Genomic DNA, 22,226 nt, shown 5'->3' with positions numbered 1-22,226 from the left:
ATAATGAACTTATCGTTTTCTTTTATTATTCCTGTATACAATAGACCCAATGAAATTAAAGAGTTATTGGATAGTCTACGTTTACAGACCTATGATCAACCTTTTGAAGTAGTAATCGTTGAAGATGGTTCAACTATTTCATCAGAAGAAGTTATAGGTGAGTACGTAGACTATTTGTCCATTTCATATTATAAAAAAGCAAATTCTGGTCCAGGTGATTCCCGTAATTACGGTATGGCTAAGGCAAAGGGCAATTATTTTATTGTGTTGGACTCTGATTGTATATTACCTCCACAATATTTAAAAGAAGCGGAAAAAAGTCTAAAGGATGATTTTGTGCATTGTTATGGAGGTCCAGATGCTGCGCATGAATCATTTTCTAAGGTACAAAAGGCAATTAATTATGCCATGACTTCATTTTTAACTACTGGCGGCATACGTGGAGGTAAGAGGGCTGTAGACCAATTTCAGCCCAGAAGTTTTAATATGGGTATATCTAAAGAAGCCTTTGAAAATGTTGGTGGTTACGGTAATATACACCCAGGTGAAGATCCGGATCTTACTATTCGCATTTGGAACAAAGGCTATAGAACAAAATTGATTTCAGAAGCTTTTGTGTTTCATAAAAGAAGAATAGACTGGAACAAGTTTTATATTCAAGTCAACAAATTTGGAATGGTTAGGCCCATTTTATATAAATGGCACCCAGAAACAAAAAAGGTTACATATTGGTTTCCAACCGTTTTTTGTTTAGGATTTATTATAGCATTGATTTTGGTGTTTTTAGGTTTTAAGGTGTTATGGTTTATGTATTGCACATACTTTTTGGTTTTGTTTATTGATGCGCTTTTGAAAACACGAAATATAAAAGTTTCGTTTTTGGCATTATTGGCAACTGCGATACAATTTTTTGGATATGGATACGGATTTTTAAAATCAACCCTGTATATTAATTTTTCTAATAAAGAACCAGAGGAGATTTTTCCTAAATTATTTTTTAGAGTGAAGTAATGGAGCGTTTGCTAGAATGGATCAAAACAGGATTAAAAAAAAGAAAGGTGAAAATCTTTCTAATATTCTTGTTATGTGCTTCACTTGCTTGGTTGATCAATAAACTGTCTTTAACATATACAAGTAACACCAGTTTTAAAGTGGAATATATTAATATACCAGATGATTTTTTACTGGCAACTAGCCCTAAAGAAGAAATAGCTGTAAGATTAAAAGCTGTCGGATTTCAATTTTTAGGCTATGAATTAAAGCCTAAACACATTCAATTAGATGTAAGTAAGGTAATGTATGACAATGATAGATATTACCTCACCTCTGATCAAATAAGAATACAATTAGAAGCTCAATTGAGTAATTCAAGTGCTTTGGTAGATTTTGAAAGTGATGCCATTTATTTTGATTTTACTTCTTTGGAGACTAAGAAAATACCGGTTGAGGCTGTATTGCAACTAGATTTTTCTGCAAACCATATACTTGAAGGAGACATTCAAGTAGATCCAGATTCCATACAAGTTTCTGGTCCAAAAAGCCAGATTGATTCCATAAGAGTTGTAAGGTCAATGAAAGTTATAAAAGACAATTTAAATAATTCCTTTGTTGAAGAGGTGGATCTAAACTTGCCAAAAAATTTGAATGGTACTTCGTTTTCTGACCACAAAGTACAAATCTCAGGTAAAGTGGTGAAGTTTTCTGAAAAGGTGTTAGCGGTTCCTGTACAAGTAATTAATCTACCTGATAATGTTCAAGTACGTACGTTTCCAGAGGTAGTGGAAGTGCGTTGTCAAGGTACTCTAGATCATTTAAAAGAATTGGAAGAAGAGGATTTTGTTGTTGAGGCAGATTACGCTAAAACAAATAAAGAAACAGGTAATAGATTGTCAATTCAACTGGTGCAATATCCTAAAACATTGCATAATGTTGTTCTAAGTGTTAATGAGGTAGAATTTATTTTGCGAAGAGAATGAAAGTGGTAGGTCTAACCGGTGGTATAGGCAGTGGTAAATCTACTGTGTCCAAAATGTTTTTAGAGTTGGGTGTTCCCGTGTACAATTCAGACGAGCGAGCAAAAAAATTAATGAATACATCTGCGGAGATAAAAAATCAAATTATTGCTTTTTTGGGTGAAGAGTCTTACCATGAAGAAAAGTTAAACAGAGCATATATCGCAAAAAAGGTGTTCAATGATACCACATTGTTGGCGCAGCTTAATGCTATTGTGCATCCGGTAGTTAGAGAAGATTTTCTTAAATGGACAGGTGAGCAAGAGTATTGTTATGTAATTCAAGAAACGGCCTTGTTGTTCGAAAATAATGCGCAGCATTTATACGATAGTATTATTTTGGTAACCGCGCCAAAAGAAGAACGTATCTCACGGGTAGTACGTAGGGATAATGGCACAAGGGAACAAGTAATTGCCAGAATGAACAATCAAATGGACGATGAAGAGAAATTGAACTTAAGTGATTTTGTTATAGAAAATATTGACATAGAAAGAACTAGGTCAATTGTCCTTCAAGTACACGCTGCAATCATAACTGATTGCTAGTAATTTAGCAATTTTAACATTTTTGTTAAGGTTAGGTTAAACGTACTATCGTCTAACTGTTAAATCTTTAATTTTATCCCCCAATGAACAAAAAGTTATTTGTGCTCTTAGTAGTTTTAATGAGCCTTTCACTTATTGGTCTGATTTTCGTTCAAAGTTTTTGGATCAGCAAATCCATTGATAGTAGTGAAGAACAGTTTTCAAGCAGTGTTTCAGAAGCGTTGAACAGTGTTACCAATAAGATTACGGAAAGAGAATCAAAAAATTACTTCGATAGATATTTACATGCGAAGGATAGTGCAGGTGGTGAACTAAAAGGGGCACAGCTTACAAATTTTTTCTTTATTGATCGAGATATCAATTCTAACGAAATCTTACTGTATGAGCACGGTATTTTAGAAGAGGATTACGGAATCTCGTCTACGTTCTTTGATAGTAGTGATGGTGCGGATACCACCATCATTAAAAATTATACCAGTAAACGAACTACTTCTATTTTTAAAAAAGATTTTGATTTAGAAGGAAATACACCACGTTTAAATCCTATTCAACGAATTGAGAAAATTGGAGGTCTTAATAAAATGGAAAAGGCCGCAATGGAAGAAATGTTTATGGTTCATGCCAAACGCGTTCCAATTCATAAACGTGTATCAAAACAAGAAATAGAATTGTTATTGCAGCGTGAACTTGAGAATAGAGGTGTAGATATCGCTTTTGAATATGGTGTGTATAGCAATGGCTTACCTACCAAAGTAAAGTCATCTAAGTTTAAATATGCCGAAGCAAATATCTACAAATCTCCTATGTTCGTAGATTTTGAAGGGGTTTCAAATTTCGATTTGTTAGTTTCGTTTCCTAAGAAAAAACGTTTCTTGGTGCAGTCTATTTTAGGTCTGGCAATGCTTTCATTATTGTTTACCATTATTATTGTGGTAGCTTATGCAGGGGCAATATACCAGTTGATCCGTCAGAAACAAATATCTGAAATTAAAACTGACTTTATTAATAATATGACGCATGAGTTCAAAACTCCCATTGCGACCATTAATTTAGCTGTTGAAGCAATAAGGAATCCTAAGATAATTGTTGATCAAGAAAAGGTTTTAAGGTACTTGCAGATGATACGTGATGAGAACAAACGTATGCATGCCCAAGTAGAAAATGTTCTTAGAATATCTAAGTTGGAAAAAAATCAGCTGGATATTAGTAAGGATAGGGTTAATGTGCACGACATTATAGAAGATGCAATTACCCACGTAGAATTAATCGTAGATGATCGGGGCGGTTATATTCACACTCATTTAGATGCGGAACGTTCAGAAGTATTGGCGAATGAAATGCATTTTACGAATGTAATTGTGAATATGTTGGATAATGCCATTAAGTATTCTGAAGATGCACCAAAAATAGATGTGTTCACGGAACGAGCTAAAAACTATATCATAATTAAAGTTCAAGATCAAGGAGCTGGTATGAGTAAAGGTGTAGTCAAGAAAGTATTTGAAAAATTCTATCGGGAACACACTGGAGATATACATAACGTTAAAGGTCACGGATTAGGACTGGCTTACGTAAAGAAAATAGTTGAAGACCACCAAGGCGAAGTTTATGCTGAAAGTGAAAAAGGAAAAGGAAGTACATTTTACATCAAATTGCCGTTAATATAAAAAATATGGAAACAATAAACAAGAAGATACTTTTAGTTGAGGACGATCCAAATTTTGGAATTGTGTTGAAAGATTATTTGTCAATGAACGATTTCGATGTCACCTTGGCTAAGAATGGAATGGAAGGTTTTGAGAAGTTTAAAAAAGATAATTATGACATCTGTATATTGGATGTTATGATGCCTTATAAAGATGGTTTTACTTTGGCGAAGGAGATTCGTGAAAAGAATGAGAACGTGCCAATTGTTTTCTTGACGGCGAAAACAATGAAAGAAGATGTTCTTAAAGGTTATAAGGCAGGTGCAGATGATTATTTGAACAAGCCATTTGATTCTGAGGTATTGTTAATGAAGCTAAAAGCTATTCTTCAAAGAAAGGCATCTAACGGATTGGCGGACAGTAAGAAATTTGAATTTACTATTGGTGGTTTCCATTTGAATTCTAAATTAAGATTCTTGAAGTACAAAGATGAAGAATCAATAAAATTATCTCCAAAAGAGAATGAATTGTTACGTTTGTTGGCCTTACATGAAAACGATCTTATGCCAAGAGAATTGGCGTTAACAAAGATTTGGAGAGATGATAACTACTTTACTTCTCGTAGTATGGATGTTTACATAGCCAAATTACGTAAGTATTTAAAAGTGGATGATACTGTTGAGATTTTGAATATTCACGGTGAAGGATTCCGTTTGGTCGTAAAGACAGAAGGTGAATAATTCACTATTCCAGATACTAAAAAAGCATCCAATTTATTGGATGCTTTTTTGTTTTAGAGCTTTCTCATAATGTCGTTGACAATATCATTGGGTTCTTGGTCAATTGATACGGTTATTGCCTCTAAAGGTGCTTCAAGAATATCAAATTGAGATTGTAGCAGTCCCGCGGGCATATAATGATTTTTTCTTGCACTCAACCTTTTCTCTATAAGGTCAAAACTTCCTTCTAAATAAACGAACTTATGCTTGTCCTCTAAATTCTTACTAAGAATAGTTCTATATTTTTTTTTAAGGGAAGAACATACAATTACGGCACCAGTAGCTAAATTTTCTATTGCTACCTCATTTAATTTTTCTAACCAGCCCTGGCGGTCATCATCATTTAAGGGGTGACCTGCTTTCATTTTCTTTACGTTCGCTTCTGGATGAAAATCATCACCATCAAAAAACCGAAACTGTAATTTATTGGCCAATAATTTCCCTATAGTAGACTTTCCGCTGCCCGAAACACCCATTACATATAGAATCTGTTTTTTAACCATGCGTTAGTTTTTTAATTTCATCGTCAATTTCATTTAAAAGCTTTTTAGGCTCATAATCGTAATTGACCCAAATGGTATTTTTATTGCGCAAGAACCAAGTAAGTTGCCTCTTTGCAAATCTTCTGGTATTTTTTTTAATTTCTGAAACGGCAAAGTCTAAAGTCCAATCTCCTTCAAAATACTTGAATAATTCTTTATATCCAACGGTTTGTAGGGCGTTCAAGTTTTTAAAAGATAGCATATTCTTTGCCTCTTCCAATAACCCGTTATCAATCATTAAATCAACTCGTTTATTGATACGGTCGTAAATCATTGGTCTTTCCGCCTTTAGCCCAATAGTTAAAACATTGAAATTTCTTTTTTCCTTAGGTTGATTTACAAAAGAAGAGTAGGGTGTACCGCTGCCAATAGTAACTTCAAGCGCCCTAATGACACGTTGCGGATTGTTGATATCCACTTTGCCGTAATAGGTTGGGTCCAATTCCTTGAGTTTTGTCTGTAAAGCGGCTATCCCGGAATTTTCTAATTCGGCATTCAATTGTTTACGAATGATTGGGTCTACTGTGGGGAAATTATTTAATCCTTCTGTTATTGCATTTACATAAAGACCACTGCCGCCAACCATAATAACTACTTTGTGTTTTGCAAAGAGGTGAGATAGCTTTTGTAAAGCCTCTCGTTCAAAATCGCCTACCGTATATGCTTCTAAAACACTTTTATGTTGTATAAAATGGTGTTTGGCTTGTGATAGTTCTTCTTTGTCAGGAACAGCGGTGCCAATATTCATTTCTTTAAAGAACTGTCTAGAATCCGCAGATATAATTTCGGTCCTGAAATGATTTGCTAATAGAATACCTAATTTGGTTTTGCCAATGGCAGTTGGCCCCACTACAGAAATTAAAATATTATTCATTCAGTAAAGATCCACAATTATAACAATGGGTAGCATCATCTCTATGACCCTCTTTGGTGCATGTTGGGCAACACTGTGTGTTAACATGTACATAGCTGCCAGAATTCTTTAAAGTAGAGGTGTCTTTACCTTGTTTTGCAAACTCAGCGGTTACCATACCTGTAGGTACGGCAATAATGCCATAACCCAATAACATAATAATGGTAGCAATAGCTTGGCCTTGTGGTGTTATAGGGGCAATGTCTCCATAACCAACAGTAGTAAGTGTAACAATAGTCCAATATATGCTAGTAGGTATGCTTGTAAACCCAGCTTCGTCACCTTCAACCAGGTACATTAAAGTACCCATCATAACAGATGCGATAAGAACGGCAAATAGAAATACCGTGATTTTTGCCCTACTTGCTTTTAATGCTCTTTTCAGTTGCGATGCTTCACCAAGAAAACGTGCTAATTTTAATATTCTGAAAACACGTAGTAACCTAAATGCTCTAACCGCTAAAAGCACCTGAGAACCCGCAAAAATATAGGAGATATATAATGGTATAGTGGATAGAAAATCAATAATACCATAAAAACTGAATATATAATTACTTGGTTTTTTAATGCATATAATTCTTGCGATATATTCAATAGTAAAGAAAATAGTTACCAGCCATTCTAATATAAATAGTATTTCATGATATTCTGCATCTATAGCTTTTACGCTTTCCAGCATTATAAGTATAACACTGAAAATAATGATGATGAACAAAATAATATCGAACAATTTACCCATAGGGGTATCTGCTTCATAAATGATTTCATGAAGTTTTTGTTTCCATGGGGATAATTTTTGGTCTTCTTTCAAACTAATCGTTTAATTCCAATATTTTAAGTACTCGTTTTTTTCTTAAGTAAGATTCAATTAGGTAATTTGCATCTCGTGTACCATTCATAGGGGTAATTATACTTTCTAAGATATGAATATTATTTATTTGATGGTTCAAATCATAGAAACCTAAACCTACCAAAGATCCGTTTTTAAGTAAAATAGCACTTTGTTCGCCTATTTCCCTGCCTTTGTCTATTACCAAAACCTTGTTGCCCTTAATACTGTTTTTGGTTATTGCCGCAGTTACCCTTTTGTTATACTCGGCTACATCTTCTTTGTTGATACATGCTCCTTGGCACGTGCCTTCATCATAACCTGAGCAATTATTTCTAGCTTCGCTAATGCCATTTAGTTTCTCGCACAGCCCAAACTCCTTAGTAATCTTATAACGATAATTTTTTGCACTAAATACACCGTTAAAAAGACCTAGAGGTTCTTTACATTCTCTATAAGGCTCTATTTTTAACTTATAATACCCATGTTCATCAATAGTTGTGCATATTGCATGACTGTACATTCGTTTTTTAGGAATAGTACTGTATTTAGGTCTTATTTTAAGCAGTTCTTGATGTTCTTTTAAAATAGCTACCAAGTCATTCCCAGTAAGTTCATAAGTTACTTTCTTGGTTTCTTTGGCGAGCTTTTTAAATTTTTGGTTGGACTTGGTAAAGATTTGATTCACCTTTTTCTTTAGATCACTGGTTTTACTTAGGTGAATAATGTCCCCGTCCTTATTGTGCATATAGAATACTCCGGTTTCATTGGGTAGGTCTCTTACGATATCCAATTGCTTTTCAGACAGTTCCCCTTGGGTTTCTTTTCTAATAGCGTCTTTGATGATAATCTTTTCAGAATCTTTAGCCAATAAGAGCTTAAAAAGTTTGACCGTAGCCAAAGCATCGCCATTTGCCCGGTGCCTGTCGCTAACAGGTATGCCCAAGGATCTTACCAATTTTCCTAAACTATAGGACTCTGCATCTGGCAGTAATAATTTTGAAAGATCTACGGTACAAAGCGTTTTGCGTTCAAAATTGTACCCTAGGCGCCTAAACTCTGTCCTTAAGATTCTGTAGTCGAACTGTGCATTATGGGCTACAATAACGGTATCTTCCGTAATTTCTATAATTCGTTTGGCTACTTCGTAAAACTTAGGTGCAGTTCTCAGCATTTTACTGTTAATCCCAGTAAGTTTTACTACAAAAGGCTGAATCTCTTTCTCGGGGTTTACTAGGCTTATGAACTTGTCTACTACTTTTTGACCATCAAATTTGTGAATAGCAATTTCAGTAATTCCTTCCTCATTAAATTTTCCTCCCGTGGTTTCAATATCTAAAATTGCGTACATGTATAATTATCTGTTTTGGACGGCGGTAGTTTTTAGCGTTAATTTCTGGAGCCAAAGATACTACTTCCTATACGTACCATAGTACTACCTTCTTCAATTGCAATTTGGTAGTCGCCGCTCATGCCCATTGAAAGCGTTGTAAAATCTGCGTATTCACTCTTAAGTTTTAAGTATAGCGAATGTAAGCTTTTGAACTCACGCCTTACTTGATCCATATTTTCGGTAAAAGTAGCCATACCCATTAATCCCACTATTTTTACATTTTTATGCGATTTGAAATTTTCGTTAAGTACTAAGTCTAGCAATTCTTCTTCGTTAAATCCGAATTTGGTGTCTTCCTCAGCAATGTGAACTTGTAAAAGACAGGGTATGGTTCTATTATGTTTTTCAGCTTGCTTATTGATTTCGGCTAAAAGTCTTGGACTATCTACACCATGAACCAAGCTAACATATTCAGCCATGTACTTTACCTTATTTCGTTGAAGGTGACCAATCATATGCCATTCAATATCTTTTGGCATTTTCTCCCATTTTTCGGTCATTTCTTGCACCCTGTTCTCTCCAAAAATACGTTGGCCTTGGTTATACGCTTCTTGAATATCAGAAATCGGTTTTGTTTTAGATACGGCAACCAATGTTACGGAATTGGGTATGGTTCGTTTAACAGCTAAAAGATTTTCTTTTATAGACATACACTTGATTTCAACTACTACTTAGTTTTTAAATTGACTTGACACCACCTCGGCTTTTTTGCTTTCGGAATAATCATAAAATCCTTCACCGGATTTTATACCTTTCTTTCCGGCCATAACCATATTTATCAATAATGGGGAAGGAGCATATTTTTGGTTTTTGAATCCATCGTACATAACGTTCAAAATAGAAAGGCATACATCTAAACCAATAAAATCTGCTAATTGAAGAGGCCCCATGGGGTGTGCCATTCCAAGTTTCATTACTGTGTCAATTTCTTCTACGCCTGCAACACCGTGATGTAATGTTTCTATGGCCTCATTGATCATTGGCATTAAAATTCTGTTTGCTACAAAACCAGGATAGTCATTGACCTCGGTAGGTATTTTTCCTAATTTTTTAGAAAGTTCCATAATAATGTTAGTTGTCTCGTTAGAAGTACTATAACCACGAATGATTTCAACTAGCTTCATAATTGGAACAGGATTCATGAAGTGCATACCTATTACCTTGTCAGCTCTATTGGTTTCAGCTGCTATTTGCGTAATGGAGATTGATGATGTATTTGAGGCTAAAATTGTATTGTTGTTACAAACAGCGTCTAGCTCCTTAAAAATGTTCAGTTTTATAGTTACATTTTCTGTGGCTGCCTCTATGGCAAGGTCTACATTTTTTACCCCTGTTTTTAATTCAGTAAACAGTGTAATGTTGGCCAATGTATTTGTCTTGTCGTCATTGGTTATTTTTTCTTTTGCCACCATACGATCTAAATTGTAGGCAATAGTACTTAAGCCTTTGTCAAGTGCTTCTTGCGAAACATCTATTAGGTGAACTTGAAATCCGCTTTGCGCAAATACATGAGCTATTCCGTTACCCATAGTACCAGCACCTATAACTGCTATTTTATTCATATTTTTTTTGGATTGAATGCTGCGATAATTTGTAAAGCTACTTTTAATGCTTGTGTGCCCTGTTTTAAACTAACAACTGGTGTTGAATTATTTTCAATGGCTTCGGCAAAAGATTCTAATTCGTCTAAAATGGCGTTGTTGGTTTCAATGGACGGATTTTCAAAATATATCTGCTTCTTTATTCCTTCAGCATTTTGAAGGATCATATCAAAATCACCAGGTTCTTTTGGAGCGTCTTTCATTTTGACCACTTCAACTTTCTTTTCCAAAAAATCTACTGAGATATAGGCATCCTTTTGAAAGAAACGCGACTTACGCATATTTTTTAATGAAATTCTACTTGCCGTTAAATTGGCTACACAACCATTTTCGAATTCCAATCTAGCGTTTGCAATATCTGGGGACTGGCTTATTACAGATACCCCGCTCGCATTAACCTGCACAACTTCAGAATTAACGACACTTAAAATAGCATCTATATCGTGTATCATTAAATCTAAAACAACTGGTACATCTGTACCTCTTGGGTTAAATTCTGCCAATCTATGGGACTCAATGAACATTGGGTCCTTTATAGCGTGTTTTACAGCTGTAAATGCAGGGTTAAAACGCTCAACATGGCCAACTTGACCTTTAACGTTATATTCTTGTTCTAAGGCCAATAGAGAGTTTGCTTCTTCTAATGTATGTGTAATGGGTTTTTCTATAAAAATATGCTTGCCCTTTTCTATGGCCTGTTTGGCACATTCATAATGAGAAAGGGTAGGGGTAACAATGTCCACCACGTCTACGGCATTCATTAAATCTTCAAGCTTTTCAAAATAGGTATATCCGAATTCCTTGCTAACTTTTTCGCCATTTGTACTATCGGCATCGTAGAAACCGATAAGTTCATATTTTTTAGAATCATTTAGGAGTCTCAGGTGAATCTTACCTAGATGCCCCGCTCCTAAAACACCAACTTTTAACATTTGTATCGTTTTCCCCAAAAATACGTATAGTTAGGTACTTTTAGGTTATCGCTTATTTCAATTTTATCAAAAAATGGATATTAGTTTTAATAGGTTCTTCCATCGTTAAAAGAACTTTGTTAACTTTGAAGAACAAACCGACTACCATTGAAAGATACCTTAAAACACAGGGGAATGCGCAACCACCTAGCGCAAGTATTGATTGACAAAGGAATAGCAGATAAAAAGGTCTTGGACGCCGTAAGGCAAATACCAAGACATTTGTTTATGGATAGTAGTTTTGAAGGTCATGCCTATCAAAACAAGGCATTTCCCATTGCTGCAAACCAAACTATTTCACACCCTTATACCGTAGCTTTCCAAACAGAGTTATTACAAGTAGAGCCTGGTCAAAAAATATTGGAGATCGGTACAGGTAGTGGTTACCAAACAGCGGTTCTATTAAAACTTAAAGTGAAGGTGTATACCATTGAACGACAATTGGAACTTTTTAAAAAAACGAATATTTTTTTCAAGAAAATGGGATATAGACCAAAGCAGGTGATTTTTGGTGATGGTTATAAAGGCTTGCCAAAAGAAGCTCCGTTTGATCGTATCATTGTTACGGCAGGTGCCCCAGAGGTACCCAAGGCATTGTTGTCACAATTAAAAGTGGGGGGTAGGTTAGTAATCCCTATTGGTTTTGAAGAACAAATAATGACTCTTTTCGTCAGAACTACGGAAAAAGAATTTTCAAAGACAGAGTACGGGTCTTTTAGATTTGTACCCTTATTGGAAAATAAGAACTAATTATTAAAGTTCTTTTTAATACGGTCAAGATCTCTTTTGTTATCTCGATCCTTAATGGTTTCTCTTTTGTCGTAGAGTTTTTTACCCTTTGCTAGTGCTATCTGCATTTTTGCTAGTCCGCGGTCATTTATAAATACTCTAAGTGGAACTATGGTAAGACCAGATGTTTTTACTTCTTTGCTAAGCTTTTTAAGTTCTCTTTTCTGAAGAAGTAATTTACGTTCCGCTTTAGGTTTATGATTAAAATGCGATGCATGTGAATACTCGTCTATTTGCATATTAATTACAAATAGTTCTTCATTGTCGTTAAATTCACAAAAACTTTCAGAAATTGATGCACGACCTTCTCTAATGGCTTTGATCTCGGTACCGGCCAAAACGATACCTGCCGTGAACTTGTCTTGTAGCTCATATTCAAAACGAGCTCTTTTGTTCTTAATGTTTATTGTATTCTGCATTACCTACAAAAGTAAGAACTATTCATTTAATGATTTGATCTTTTGTAACTAATTACACGTATTAATCGGATAAAATAGTATTATTTTGGACAGTTACAGTTAAATATGAGTTTATCCACAGAAGGTGTGCCATTAGTGATTTTAACTATAAATAAAGTGCCGTTTTCACTGTCGTCAATACTATAGAATTTTTGTTCGTCAATTAACTTGTTTACAAACTCAGGTGTTGTATTACTATGTCCTACAATTAAAACGTTCTTATTTAAATTTTCGCTTTTAAATTGGGCAATATCAATTAAGGTTGGGTCGTAATATTGGACATCTATATTCTGTTTTACCGAAGTTGGAGCAGCGGTCATAGAAGTTCTATTATAATCAGTGGAATATATGGCATCTAATTCTACGTCTGCCAATATTTCTGCCCAGTGCATGGCTCTTCCCAAACCTTGCTGCGTTAATTCTGGGTCTGCATCATCAGGATTGCTTCTATCTTTTTCCGCATGCCTTATCAAGTAAAAAGTAGAAATGGAAGTTTCTTCTTGAGATTTATCAATGGTGGGTTCATCTTTGCAAGAAAGATTGATAGCCAGCAAAATAAAAAGGATATATTTGAATGCTTTCATGAAAATATGTTTGGTGTATTAATTTAATAACTAAAATTACTTCAAAATAGTACTATAAATAGTCTAATTTTTGTTTTTTTGCATATGAAAAAATTTTGTGGGACACTTCTTATTGGTTTTGTAGTTCTTGGTCTTAAGGCTCAGGAAGTAGTACTTCCTACCGATTTTAGGCAACAAAACTTAACTGAATACAACGGGAGTATAGTAAACCCTGCATATAGTTTAGACCGTAATAATCCATCTTCTATAGTATTTTGGTCTAGATGGCAGTGGCAAACTTATGACGGTGATCCAACTTCTCTCTTTTTAAATTATACAGCTAGATTAAATGATGTTTCGGCTGCTGGTATTGGCTTTTTTCAACACAATACGGGTATTTTTCTAAATACAGGGGCAAACTTAAATTATGCGTATAATATTGCACTTGGTGAAGATATCTTTTTAGGGGTTGGGTTAAATGTTTTTGCCTTTCAACAAAAATTAGCCGACGATCGTTTTTTTGTTCCTAATCCTATACAGACCTCCGCTGAAAATGATTTTATACTACAAATGGCACCTGGTATAAATTTAAGTATCGATAGATTTAATATTGGGTTGACTTCTGAAAATTTGTTCGATTATAATTTTACCACTAACGAACGTAACACTAGTCCTGATGATAGGATGTTTCAGGCATTGGTAAGTTACGATTTTCCTGTAAGTGTGTTAAGTAGTGACGATAGTTCAGTATTTAGACCAATGCTGTATTATAAAACAATTCCAGGATTGGATAATCAAATCGGGTTAATCACCTTGTTGACAACTAATAAATATTGGGCGCAAGCTGGGTATAATAGTTTTTATGGATTTTCAGGTGGTATTGGTGGTCGTTTCTTTAAGAGATTGTCTTTTGGTGCATTGGTTGAAGTGGGTACAAGTTCAGATTTAAAAGGTCAAGATCCTACATTTGAGTTGGTCACTTCTTATAAATTAGGAAAACAACAGACATCGGCAGAAGAGCTTGAAGAGCAATTAATTGCTGAGGAGAAAAATAAGGAAGAATCACTTGTTCAGCAAGAGGAAATTGAAGTGGCTTCTACTGAATTGACCAAAGCGGAAAAATTGGCTCTAAAACGTGAGTCTAAAAAACAAGAACGTTTAGCGCTTATAGAAAGTAAAAGGTTAAAAGATTCTATTCAAAATGCATCTAGACAATCAGATTTGGCAGTTAAACAATCTAAAAGGGATATTAAAAGAAAGCGTGACTCGCTAGAGAATGCCAAAGCAGAGCAAGCTTTGGCAGAAGCAAAGGCTTTGCAGCAACAAAGGCAAAAAGACTCCATAGCGGCAGTAATGAAGAGAGAGGCAGAAGCGGTTGCATTGGCACAGCAAAGAAGACAAGATTCTATAGCTGAAAGTAAGGCTTTGGCAATGAGAAATGAGGTCGTGGAAGTAAAAGCTGGCGAAAAATATGAAGAAGTTACCAAAGAGGGTGCTTTGGAACCGGGGTATTATTTGATTGCCAACGTTTTCGGAACTAAAAAATACTTGGATGCTTTCTTGGCAGACATGAAAAAAAGAGGGATAAATGCCAAATCTTTCTTTAGGGAAAAGAATAAATATAATTATGTATACTTAGCTAAGTTTGATTTTATCAAAGATGCGAGACAGGCAAGAGACTCTAAATTGAATGGTAAGTACACCGATAAAATCTGGATATTCAGGGTTACAGGTGAGTAAAGAACTTTATCTTTTACAAAATACACCCTTGGTTAGAACTGAAATAAGCTTTTGCTTATTTCAGTTCTCTTTTTATAAGTACTTCTAAATAGCTAACCGTATTTAATAGATATTTACGGTCTTTGGTTAAAGTCGCCATTGCAATAGATCCTTGTATTATAGTGAACAATTGCTTTGAAAACTGTAATGGTGTAACCGGTAATTTGAATTCACCACCATTTATTCCATTTTCAAAAACCAAGGCAATTTTACCTTCAATTTCCTTAATGGTTTCTTTAGCGGCAGCGGCAAGTAATCTGTTGTTATGTTGAGCGTCTATACCAACATTTAAAATAGGACAACCTCCCATATTTAAAGTGAATACGTCATATTTTTTATAGAATTCTATTAAATTCTTGATCTTTCCCATAGCATTTCCATCAATTGACAGATGTTCATCTATAGCCGTGAGAAGTAGATTTCTATTAAACTCAAATGCAGCTAAGGCCAAAGCTTCTTTATTTTCAAAATTCCCATACAAAGCACCTTTAGTAAGATTGGTGGCCTCTGTTAAGTCGCTCATACTGGTACCTACGTAACCATGTTTGTTAAAAACAGGTGCGACAGTCTCAATAATATAAGCGGTGGTTCTTTCGGCTTTTGTGGACATATAAGACTGTTTTATGCGAATATAAAAAAATCTATACTGTATGGTATATAATGTTCATAAAAAAAGCGTCCATATAAAAATATGAACGCCATTTATCCTAATTGTTTAAATTAAACGGTAATATCCTCTTGATTTATAAATACTAAACTGTTATCAAAAGCATCTAACAACACAATACTGTCAGATTTGATTTCTCCACTTAAAAGGGATTTGGACATATTGTTAAGTACCTCTTTCTGAATGGTTCTTTTAACCGGTCTTGCACCAAATTGTGGGTCAAAACCTTTGTCGGCCAAATAATCGATAGCTTCTTCAGTAGCGTCAAGAGTTATCTGCTGCTTATCAAGCATTTTCTTTAAATGCTCTAATTGAAGTCTAACAATTTCTTTAATGTTATCCTTGGTTAAAGGCGTGAACATTACAATGTCATCAATTCTGTTAATGAACTCGGGCCTAACCATTTTCTTTAAAAGTCCAAGAACTTCAATTCTTGCGGTTTCAGATGCGCTATAAACATCATCAGTATTTTCAAAGGTTTCCTGTATAATATCGCTCCCCATGTTACTGGTCATGATAATAATAGTATTCTTGAAATCTGCAACACGACCTTTATTATCCGTTAACCTGCCTTCATCCAATACTTGCAATAGAATATTGAAAGTATCTGGGTGTGCTTTTTCAATTTCATCCAATAATACAACGGAATAAGGTCTTCTTCGCACGGCTTCCGTCAATTGTCCGCCTTCGTCATACCCCACATATCCTGGAGGTGCACCAACTAATCTACTAACCGAGTGTCTTTCTTGATATTCGCTCATATCAATTCTAGTCATGGCATTTTCATCATCAAATAAATATGAGGCAAGCGTTTTGGCAAGCTCGGTTTTACCGACGCCAGTAGTACCTAAGAAAAGGAATGATCCAATTGGTTTCTTTGCATCTTGTAAACCAGCTCTACTTCTTCTAATTGCATCGGATACGGCTTCAATGGCTTCTTCTTGTCCTACAACCCTTTTATGAAGTACACTTTCTAGCTTCAATAGTTTTTCACGCTCACTTTGCAGCATTTTGGTCACAGGTATACCTGTCCATTTAGCTACAACTTCGGCAATATCATCACTGGTAACTTCCTCTTTGATTAATGTTCCCGAGTGTTGTTGATTGCTAAGGTCGTCTTGTAATTGTGTAAGTTTCTCTTGCGCTTCCTTTATTTTACCGTATCTGATTTCCGCAACTTGACCATAATCACCATTACGTTCCGCACGTTCTGCTTCAGCTTTGAAATTTTCAATATCCTGTTTTGTCTGTTGTATATTATCAACTACAGATTTTTCACTTTCCCATTGTGCAAAAATTTCATTTCGTTCTTCCTTAATGTTTGCAAGCTCTAGGTTTAAAACCTGTAGCTTTTGTTTATCATTTTCTCTTTTTATGGCTTCGATCTCAATTTCAATCTGCATGATCTTGCGATCAAGCACATCTAATTCCTCTGGTTTAGAATTGATTTCCATTCTTAATTTAGAGGCAGCTTCATCCATTAGGTCAATTGCTTTATCTGGCAAAAACCTATTGGTAATATAACGTTGAGAAAGCTCAACGGCAGAAATTACGGCCTCATCCTTAATACGTACCTTATGATGTGCTTCATATTTTTCTTTAATACCTCTAAGAATTGATATGGCACTCTCTGTATCTGGTTGATCTACCATGACTTTTTGAAATCTTCGTTCTAGGGCTTTATCCTTTTCAAAATACTTTTGGTATTCATCTAAAGTTGTTGCACCAATAGAGCGAAGCTCTCCTCTGGCAAGAGCAGGTTTAAGAATATTTGCCGCATCCATAGCTCCTTGGCCACCACCAGCTCCAATTAGTGTATGGATTTCATCAATGAAAAGGATGATATTGCCATCTGCACTAACAACTTCTTTAATAACGGCCTTAAGGCGCTCTTCAAACTCACCTTTATATTTTGCACCTGCAATTAAGGCACCCATGTCTAGAGAATAAATTACCTTATCTTTTAAGTTTTCTGGAATATCTCCTTGAATAATTCTATGGGCCAAACCTTCTACAATTGCTGTTTTACCTACACCTGGTTCACCCACCAAAATAGGGTTGTTTTTGGTGCGTCTAGATAGGATTTGTAGGATTCTGCGAATTTCTTCATCACGCCCGATCACCGGATCTAATTTACCGCTATCAGCTAACTCATTTAAGTTTTTGGCATATTTCTTTAAAGAGTTATAACTGTCTTCAGCGCTTTGGGAAGTAACCTTTTCGCCATTTCGCAATTCATTAATTGCAGAAGCCAAATGCTTTTCGGTGGCACCTTGATCTTTTAAAATCTGTGCTATTTTACTTTTTGATTTTAAAATAGCTAAAAAGAGATGTTCAATGGATACGTATTCATCATCCATATTTTTGGCAATAATACTGGCTTCATTTAAAGTTTTACCACCTTCTCTAGAAAATTGCAACTCACCACCTTGTACTTTAGGAAAACTGGATAACTCCTTATCAAGAATTTGTTGAACCAAAGAAAAGTTGATACCTAATTTTTTAATTAAAAAAGGCATTACATTTTCCTCTACGCCTAAAAGGGCTTTGAATAGATGTTCGTTTTCAATTTGCTGATGTCCGAAATTTTGGGCAATCAGCTGGGCTTGTTGAATAGCCTCTTGTGATTTTATTGTGAAATTATTTATGTTCATTATCTTTAATTTTAGTTTATTGTAATACTTTTGAACAGGGTATTTCAACAATCTTACCATTTAAGATTGCAAGACAAAATGGCGTATTTTTTGCTTAAACAAACGACATTTAGTCAGTTTTACTGTATTTGAAAACAATATTAAATTAAGGATTTTATGGGATTATTTGGTGGATTATTTGGAGGTTCAAAGAGTGGGGAAGGTGATAATTCATCTAATATACCTTGGATATCCTTAACATCTATAGATCAGTTAAAGGATATTAAGGAAGCTTCAAATAGTAAGCCCCAACTCATATTTAAGCATTCTACCACGTGTGGAATAAGCAGAATGGTTTTAAATATGTTTAAAGGCAGTTATAGTTTGGAAGAAGGACAAATGGATTTGTATTTTCTGGATCTACTAGCTCATAGGGATGTCTCTAATGGTGTTGCGTCAGAATTTGGGGTAACCCATCAATCTCCACAACTTTTGATCATAAAAAATGGGGAAGTAGTGGTACATGATTCACATGGGTCAATTTCAGAAATAAATATACATCAATATGTATAAAAAAAGCCCCGTAATTACGGGGCTTTTTTTTAATTAAAGCGTTGATTGTTCAGTATGTTTTTAAGATTGTTCTTTAAATCTTCACCGGCATCATAAACCATTTGTTCATTACTGGGAAATGGTACTCTGGCCAATTGTAATAAAGAAACCAAGTCATTATCTAAAGCCCTTTTATCCCCATCGTAATTGGCATAAACATGCTCAAATACAAATTGACTAGATAAAGGATATTGATTAATTTTTTGTTGTTTTTTTAAGTCGATAAAGCTTACGACACCTGTAACTTGTGCGCTTTTAAATTGCGTAAATTGGTAAAAATCACATCTAACAGTTTTAAACTTATCCACTTTAATACTATTGCCAAGACTGTCAGCAACAACATTGCCATTTTGATCTTCAACAAAAGTATAACCATCCTTAATTTGTTTTTCTTTACTTATTTGTTTTTCCCTGATCTGTTCAGGAGAAATATTTATGTCTTGAAAAGACACCTCCATTTGGTAATCATACAACTGGTTTTGAATTCTGTTGGTATGATATTCTGTCCAGTTTGTATTTAATCCGTACGTATTTAAATTTAAAAGTTCATCTTCCAATCTTTTTGGAATTATCTGGTCAGTATTATTGGTCATGTTCACAATAACATAATCTAGCCCTTTTAGGTATGCTTCATCAATTTTAGAGACCACATCTTTATAGTTAGGGTTTATTTCATTTAAATAATTAAGGTCGCTATAAGCATTTCTATAATCGGATTTATAATTAGCATTTGAAAATAGGGTAGTTGCTTTGTTATATAGAAATTCAGATAAAGCTGTTTTTGAGGCTATGATATCGTCATCATAATTTTTAAAATTGAACTGAGCTTTTCTACCTTCATCTTGAATATGCAATGGTAGTAAAGGACGAATTCTCTCTTGTATAGATTTTAATCTATTGTATGTATTGAATATCTCCTCATAGTTTGCGGCATTACCATCCTTTTTTAAGAACTTAATGTGCTGTAGTTCCCTTTCGGTATTCTTCTTAAACCCTTCCTCTAGAAGAACAATATATTGTTGATTACTTTTTTTGGTCTTGTTTTCGGCAATATTGATTACTGCTTTGTTAATAGCAGTCTCATAATTTCCCGAATTTAGAGCCTCCTGCGTTTTTTTTACTCCACTACAAGCTAGTAGTAGTCCAATAAAACTAAATAGTAGAAATTTTTTCATATCTAATATTTTTAAAATTTATAGATGTTATTCAACAGCCGTGCCATAATTCATTTTATAGTTAACGTTTTAAGACGCTTAATAGTATATTTTAGATAAACGACATATAGTTGTCATTATATAAGCCTTTGATAGAGGTGTAGTTATTAACTTATTTTAATAAATAAGTTATGTGATTGTGTCATTTTTTATATTTCTTTAAGTGTGCTATTTGTATTTTTGCCACTTATTTAAAAGATATAGCACATGCAACGCGATACCACAATTTTTAATCTTATTGAAGAAGAGAAACAACGCCAAATCAACGGCATTGAGTTAATTGCCTCTGAAAATTTTACAAGTCCTCAAGTAATGGAGGCTCAAGGTTCTGTACTTACCAATAAATATGCCGAAGGATACCCTGGTAAAAGGTATTATGGTGGTTGTGAAGTAGTAGATAAAGTAGAGCAATTGGCCATAGATAGGGCAAAAGAGTTATTTGGTGCAGCATATGCGAATGTACAACCACACTCTGGGTCGCAAGCAAATGCAGCTGTATATCATGCATGTTTAAAGCCAGGAGATAAAATTTTAGGTTTTGATTTATCACATGGAGGTCATTTAACACATGGTTCTCCCGTAAATTTTTCTGGAAGATTGTATACCCCTGTTTTTTATGGAGTAGATAAGGCAACCGGAAGGTTGGATTATGATAAAATTCAGGAAATAGCAACAAAAGAACAACCAAAATTGATAATTGCAGGTGCATCTGCATATTCAAGGGATATGGACTTTGAACGTTTTCGTAAAATTGCCGATAGTGTAAATGCTATTTTACTTGCAGATATTTCTCACCCTGCAGGTTTAATTGCTAAAGGGCTTTTAAGTGACCCAATTCCGCATTGTCACATTGTTACGACAACAACTCACAAAACGTTAAGAGGACCAAGGGGAGGTTTAATATTGATGGGCAAGGATTTTGAAAATCCGTTTGGTATAAAACTTAAGAATGGAAACTTAAGAAAAATGTCGGCATTATTGGATTTAGCGGTTTTTCCAGGAAATCAAGGAGGACCTTTAGAGCATGTTATTGCTGGTAAAGCAATTGCCTTTGGTGAGGCTTTGACAGATTCATATGCTACGTATATTTCTCAAGTAAAGAAAAATGCCGATGCCATGGCTAAGGCCTTTGTAAAACTAGATTACAATATTATTTCTGATGGTACCGATAACCATATGATGCTTATTGATTTAAGAAACAAAGATATTTCTGGTAAAGATGCGGAGAAAGCCTTAGTGTTGGCTGATATTACAGCAAATAAGAATATGGTGCCATTTGATGACAAATCTCCGTTTGTAACATCTGGTATTAGATTTGGGACAGCAGCAATTACTACTAGAGGCCTAGTGGAATCTGATATGGAAAAGGTTGTTGAATTTATTGATCAGGTAATTATGAATCCTGATAATGAATCAATAATAAAAGAGGTTAGAGGTAAGGTCAACGAAATGATGAAAACAAGACCAATTTTTAATGCCTAAGTAAGTTTAGTAATGATTTGGGGTTTTTATTCAGATAAAAACTCCAAATCACCATTTACATATGTATTTTTATTTACATCATAGATAGAGGCCTCATCATCTTTATCTAGATATATGCCCCAAAATTCAGAGTACGATTTAGGAGCAATATTCATTTCCTCTTCGTTATTGTCCGGGTTTTCAAGAGTGTCTTCAAAAATGGGGACAAAAATTTCATATGGTTTTTGTGTTAATCCTCTTGTTAGAAACACATAATTAAACGCAATCTGTTTTAATATGTCATTCAGCTGGGTGGGTATGCTTTTGTCATAAATACGTTTTATAACAACACTTGTGTCGTTTAAAAAGAATGTTAGTTCTTCAATATCAATATGGTACTTGTTTTTTAAGTCAAGAATTTCTAATTCTTGTTGTAGTGGAGATTTTTCTTTGCCGTTATGCCCCCATCTATCCGTATTAAAATGGGCTAGTAGTTCTAATAAATCCAAATTGCAGGAAATTTCCAAAACTAAGCTAATTGAGTTAAATGTAATATGCTTGTTATTTAGCTTAACACTAGAGAAATAATGGAAGTCTAACGATTTTAAAAACTCATCTATACCAATGATTTCCTTGGTATATTCGGATTTAGAATTATTAATAAAATTTTCGTAATTAAATGGCATACGAGTAGAAATTTATAGCATTCTTTATCATAAAGATACTTTTCTAACTTCAAAATCTGATATAGAAAAACCTTAGAATTTCAGAGGATATTATTATAAAATGAATTAAATTTTTATAAAACCCTGTAAATCA

22 protein-coding genes are annotated in these 22,226 nt (G+C 34.5%); 9 read left to right on the top strand and 13 right to left on the bottom strand.

What is annotated here, in order from left to right:
- Window positions 1-3 precede the first annotated feature (3 nt).
- The 5 genes from YQ22_RS18635 (at window position 4) to YQ22_RS18615 (ending at window position 4,943) form a co-directional block, all read left to right on the top strand.
- Window positions 4-1,011 (top strand): glycosyltransferase, encoded by a 1,008-nt coding sequence (locus YQ22_RS18635; RefSeq protein WP_071342411.1) that lies wholly within the window; start codon window positions 4-6, stop codon window positions 1,009-1,011.
- Entirely contained in the window at window positions 1,011-1,976 is a 966-nt protein-coding gene (locus YQ22_RS18630) for a hypothetical protein (protein ID WP_071342410.1), read from the top strand. Before YQ22_RS18635 ends, YQ22_RS18630 begins: the two co-directional genes overlap by 1 nt.
- Window positions 1,973-2,557 carry a dephospho-CoA kinase gene (coaE, locus tag YQ22_RS18625; protein WP_071342409.1) on the top strand — a complete coding sequence of 195 codons (585 nt, stop codon included), beginning with the start codon at window positions 1,973-1,975 and terminating at the stop codon, window positions 2,555-2,557. Before YQ22_RS18630 ends, coaE begins: the two co-directional genes overlap by 4 nt.
- 83 nt (window positions 2,558-2,640) lie before the next feature.
- Window positions 2,641-4,224, top strand: a complete 1,584-nt coding sequence (locus YQ22_RS18620; RefSeq protein WP_071342408.1) for a sensor histidine kinase — start codon at window positions 2,641-2,643, stop codon at window positions 4,222-4,224.
- A 5-nt stretch (window positions 4,225-4,229) separates the two neighbouring features.
- Window positions 4,230-4,943 carry a response regulator transcription factor gene (locus YQ22_RS18615; RefSeq protein ID WP_027067244.1) on the top strand — a complete coding sequence of 238 codons (714 nt, stop codon included), beginning with the start codon at window positions 4,230-4,232 and terminating at the stop codon, window positions 4,941-4,943.
- A 53-nt stretch (window positions 4,944-4,996) separates the two neighbouring features.
- Here the strand turns inward: YQ22_RS18615 and YQ22_RS18610 are convergent, their stop codons facing one another.
- From YQ22_RS18610 to YQ22_RS18580, 7 genes are read right to left on the bottom strand one after another with little or no spacing between them, the layout of a single operon-like run.
- Entirely contained in the window at window positions 4,997-5,485 is a 489-nt protein-coding gene (locus YQ22_RS18610) for a gluconokinase (protein ID WP_071342407.1), read from the bottom strand.
- Entirely contained in the window at window positions 5,478-6,398 is a 921-nt protein-coding gene (miaA, locus tag YQ22_RS18605; protein WP_071342406.1) for a tRNA (adenosine(37)-N6)-dimethylallyltransferase MiaA, read from the bottom strand. Before miaA ends, YQ22_RS18610 begins: the two co-directional genes overlap by 8 nt.
- The gene (locus tag YQ22_RS18600; protein WP_058102952.1) at window positions 6,391-7,248 is read right to left on the bottom strand and encodes an ion transporter; all 858 of its coding nucleotides are present in this window, start codon (window positions 7,246-7,248) and stop codon (window positions 6,391-6,393) included. Before YQ22_RS18600 ends, miaA begins: the two co-directional genes overlap by 8 nt.
- Before the next feature lies 1 nt (window position 7,249).
- Complete coding sequence (locus YQ22_RS18595) at window positions 7,250-8,617, bottom strand: exonuclease domain-containing protein (protein WP_071342405.1); 1,368 nt, start codon at window positions 8,615-8,617, stop codon at window positions 7,250-7,252.
- A 38-nt stretch (window positions 8,618-8,655) separates the two neighbouring features.
- On the bottom strand, window positions 8,656-9,309 hold the full coding sequence (locus tag YQ22_RS18590; protein WP_071342404.1) for a YggS family pyridoxal phosphate-dependent enzyme: 654 nt from the start codon (window positions 9,307-9,309) through the stop codon (window positions 8,656-8,658).
- Window positions 9,310-9,330: 21 nt separating this feature from the next.
- On the bottom strand, window positions 9,331-10,221 hold the full coding sequence (locus YQ22_RS18585; RefSeq protein ID WP_071342403.1) for a 3-hydroxyacyl-CoA dehydrogenase family protein: 891 nt from the start codon (window positions 10,219-10,221) through the stop codon (window positions 9,331-9,333).
- On the bottom strand, window positions 10,218-11,192 hold the full coding sequence (locus tag YQ22_RS18580; RefSeq protein ID WP_071342402.1) for a Gfo/Idh/MocA family protein: 975 nt from the start codon (window positions 11,190-11,192) through the stop codon (window positions 10,218-10,220). The genes YQ22_RS18585 and YQ22_RS18580 overlap by 4 nt, the downstream gene beginning before the upstream one ends.
- A gap of 147 nt (window positions 11,193-11,339) precedes the next feature.
- On the opposite strand from YQ22_RS18580, the gene YQ22_RS18575 reads away from it, so the two are divergent.
- Window positions 11,340-11,981, top strand: coding sequence for a protein-L-isoaspartate(D-aspartate) O-methyltransferase (locus tag YQ22_RS18575; RefSeq protein WP_058102947.1), 642 nt, complete (start codon window positions 11,340-11,342; stop codon window positions 11,979-11,981).
- On the opposite strand, the gene smpB is transcribed toward YQ22_RS18575, so the two are convergent.
- Window positions 11,978-12,439: an SsrA-binding protein SmpB gene (gene smpB, locus YQ22_RS18570; protein WP_058102946.1), complete on the bottom strand. Its 462-nt coding sequence runs from the start codon at window positions 12,437-12,439 to the stop codon at window positions 11,978-11,980. The two genes, YQ22_RS18575 and smpB, sit on opposite strands and share 4 nt — an antisense overlap.
- A gap of 80 nt (window positions 12,440-12,519) precedes the next feature.
- On the bottom strand, window positions 12,520-13,062 hold the full coding sequence (locus YQ22_RS18565) for a SixA phosphatase family protein (protein ID WP_071342401.1): 543 nt from the start codon (window positions 13,060-13,062) through the stop codon (window positions 12,520-12,522).
- Between the two features lie 84 nt (window positions 13,063-13,146).
- On the opposite strand from YQ22_RS18565, the gene YQ22_RS18560 reads away from it, so the two are divergent.
- Window positions 13,147-14,781 (top strand): PorP/SprF family type IX secretion system membrane protein, encoded by a 1,635-nt coding sequence (locus YQ22_RS18560; RefSeq protein ID WP_071342400.1) that lies wholly within the window; start codon window positions 13,147-13,149, stop codon window positions 14,779-14,781.
- Between the two features lie 55 nt (window positions 14,782-14,836).
- On the opposite strand, the gene YQ22_RS18555 is transcribed toward YQ22_RS18560, so the two are convergent.
- Both YQ22_RS18555 and clpB read right to left on the bottom strand, forming a co-directional pair.
- Window positions 14,837-15,430 (bottom strand): TetR/AcrR family transcriptional regulator, encoded by a 594-nt coding sequence (locus YQ22_RS18555; RefSeq protein WP_058102943.1) that lies wholly within the window; start codon window positions 15,428-15,430, stop codon window positions 14,837-14,839.
- Between the two features lie 110 nt (window positions 15,431-15,540).
- Window positions 15,541-18,141 carry an ATP-dependent chaperone ClpB gene (clpB, locus tag YQ22_RS18550; RefSeq protein ID WP_071342652.1) on the bottom strand — a complete coding sequence of 867 codons (2,601 nt, stop codon included), beginning with the start codon at window positions 18,139-18,141 and terminating at the stop codon, window positions 15,541-15,543.
- 156 nt (window positions 18,142-18,297) lie between these two features.
- Between clpB and ytxJ the strand changes: the two genes are divergently transcribed.
- Complete coding sequence (gene ytxJ / locus YQ22_RS18545; protein WP_071342399.1) at window positions 18,298-18,693, top strand: bacillithiol system redox-active protein YtxJ; 396 nt, start codon at window positions 18,298-18,300, stop codon at window positions 18,691-18,693.
- Between the two features lie 29 nt (window positions 18,694-18,722).
- Here the strand turns inward: ytxJ and YQ22_RS18540 are convergent, their stop codons facing one another.
- Window positions 18,723-19,907 carry a hypothetical protein gene (locus YQ22_RS18540; RefSeq protein ID WP_071342398.1) on the bottom strand — a complete coding sequence of 395 codons (1,185 nt, stop codon included), beginning with the start codon at window positions 19,905-19,907 and terminating at the stop codon, window positions 18,723-18,725.
- 246 nt (window positions 19,908-20,153) lie between these two features.
- Between YQ22_RS18540 and glyA the strand changes: the two genes are divergently transcribed.
- Complete coding sequence (gene glyA, locus YQ22_RS18535) at window positions 20,154-21,428, top strand: serine hydroxymethyltransferase (protein WP_071342397.1); 1,275 nt, start codon at window positions 20,154-20,156, stop codon at window positions 21,426-21,428.
- Between the two features lie 26 nt (window positions 21,429-21,454).
- Here glyA and YQ22_RS18530 read toward each other — a convergent pair whose 3' ends face one another.
- Complete coding sequence (locus YQ22_RS18530; RefSeq protein WP_071342396.1) at window positions 21,455-22,093, bottom strand: hypothetical protein; 639 nt, start codon at window positions 22,091-22,093, stop codon at window positions 21,455-21,457.
- Between the last annotated feature and the right edge of the window lie 133 nt (window positions 22,094-22,226).

Source organism: Maribacter sp. 1_2014MBL_MicDiv, assembly GCF_001865655.1.
GTDB lineage: Bacteria > Bacteroidota > Bacteroidia > Flavobacteriales > Flavobacteriaceae > Maribacter > Maribacter dokdonensis.
This window is presented reverse-complemented; position numbering and strand designations above follow the sequence as displayed.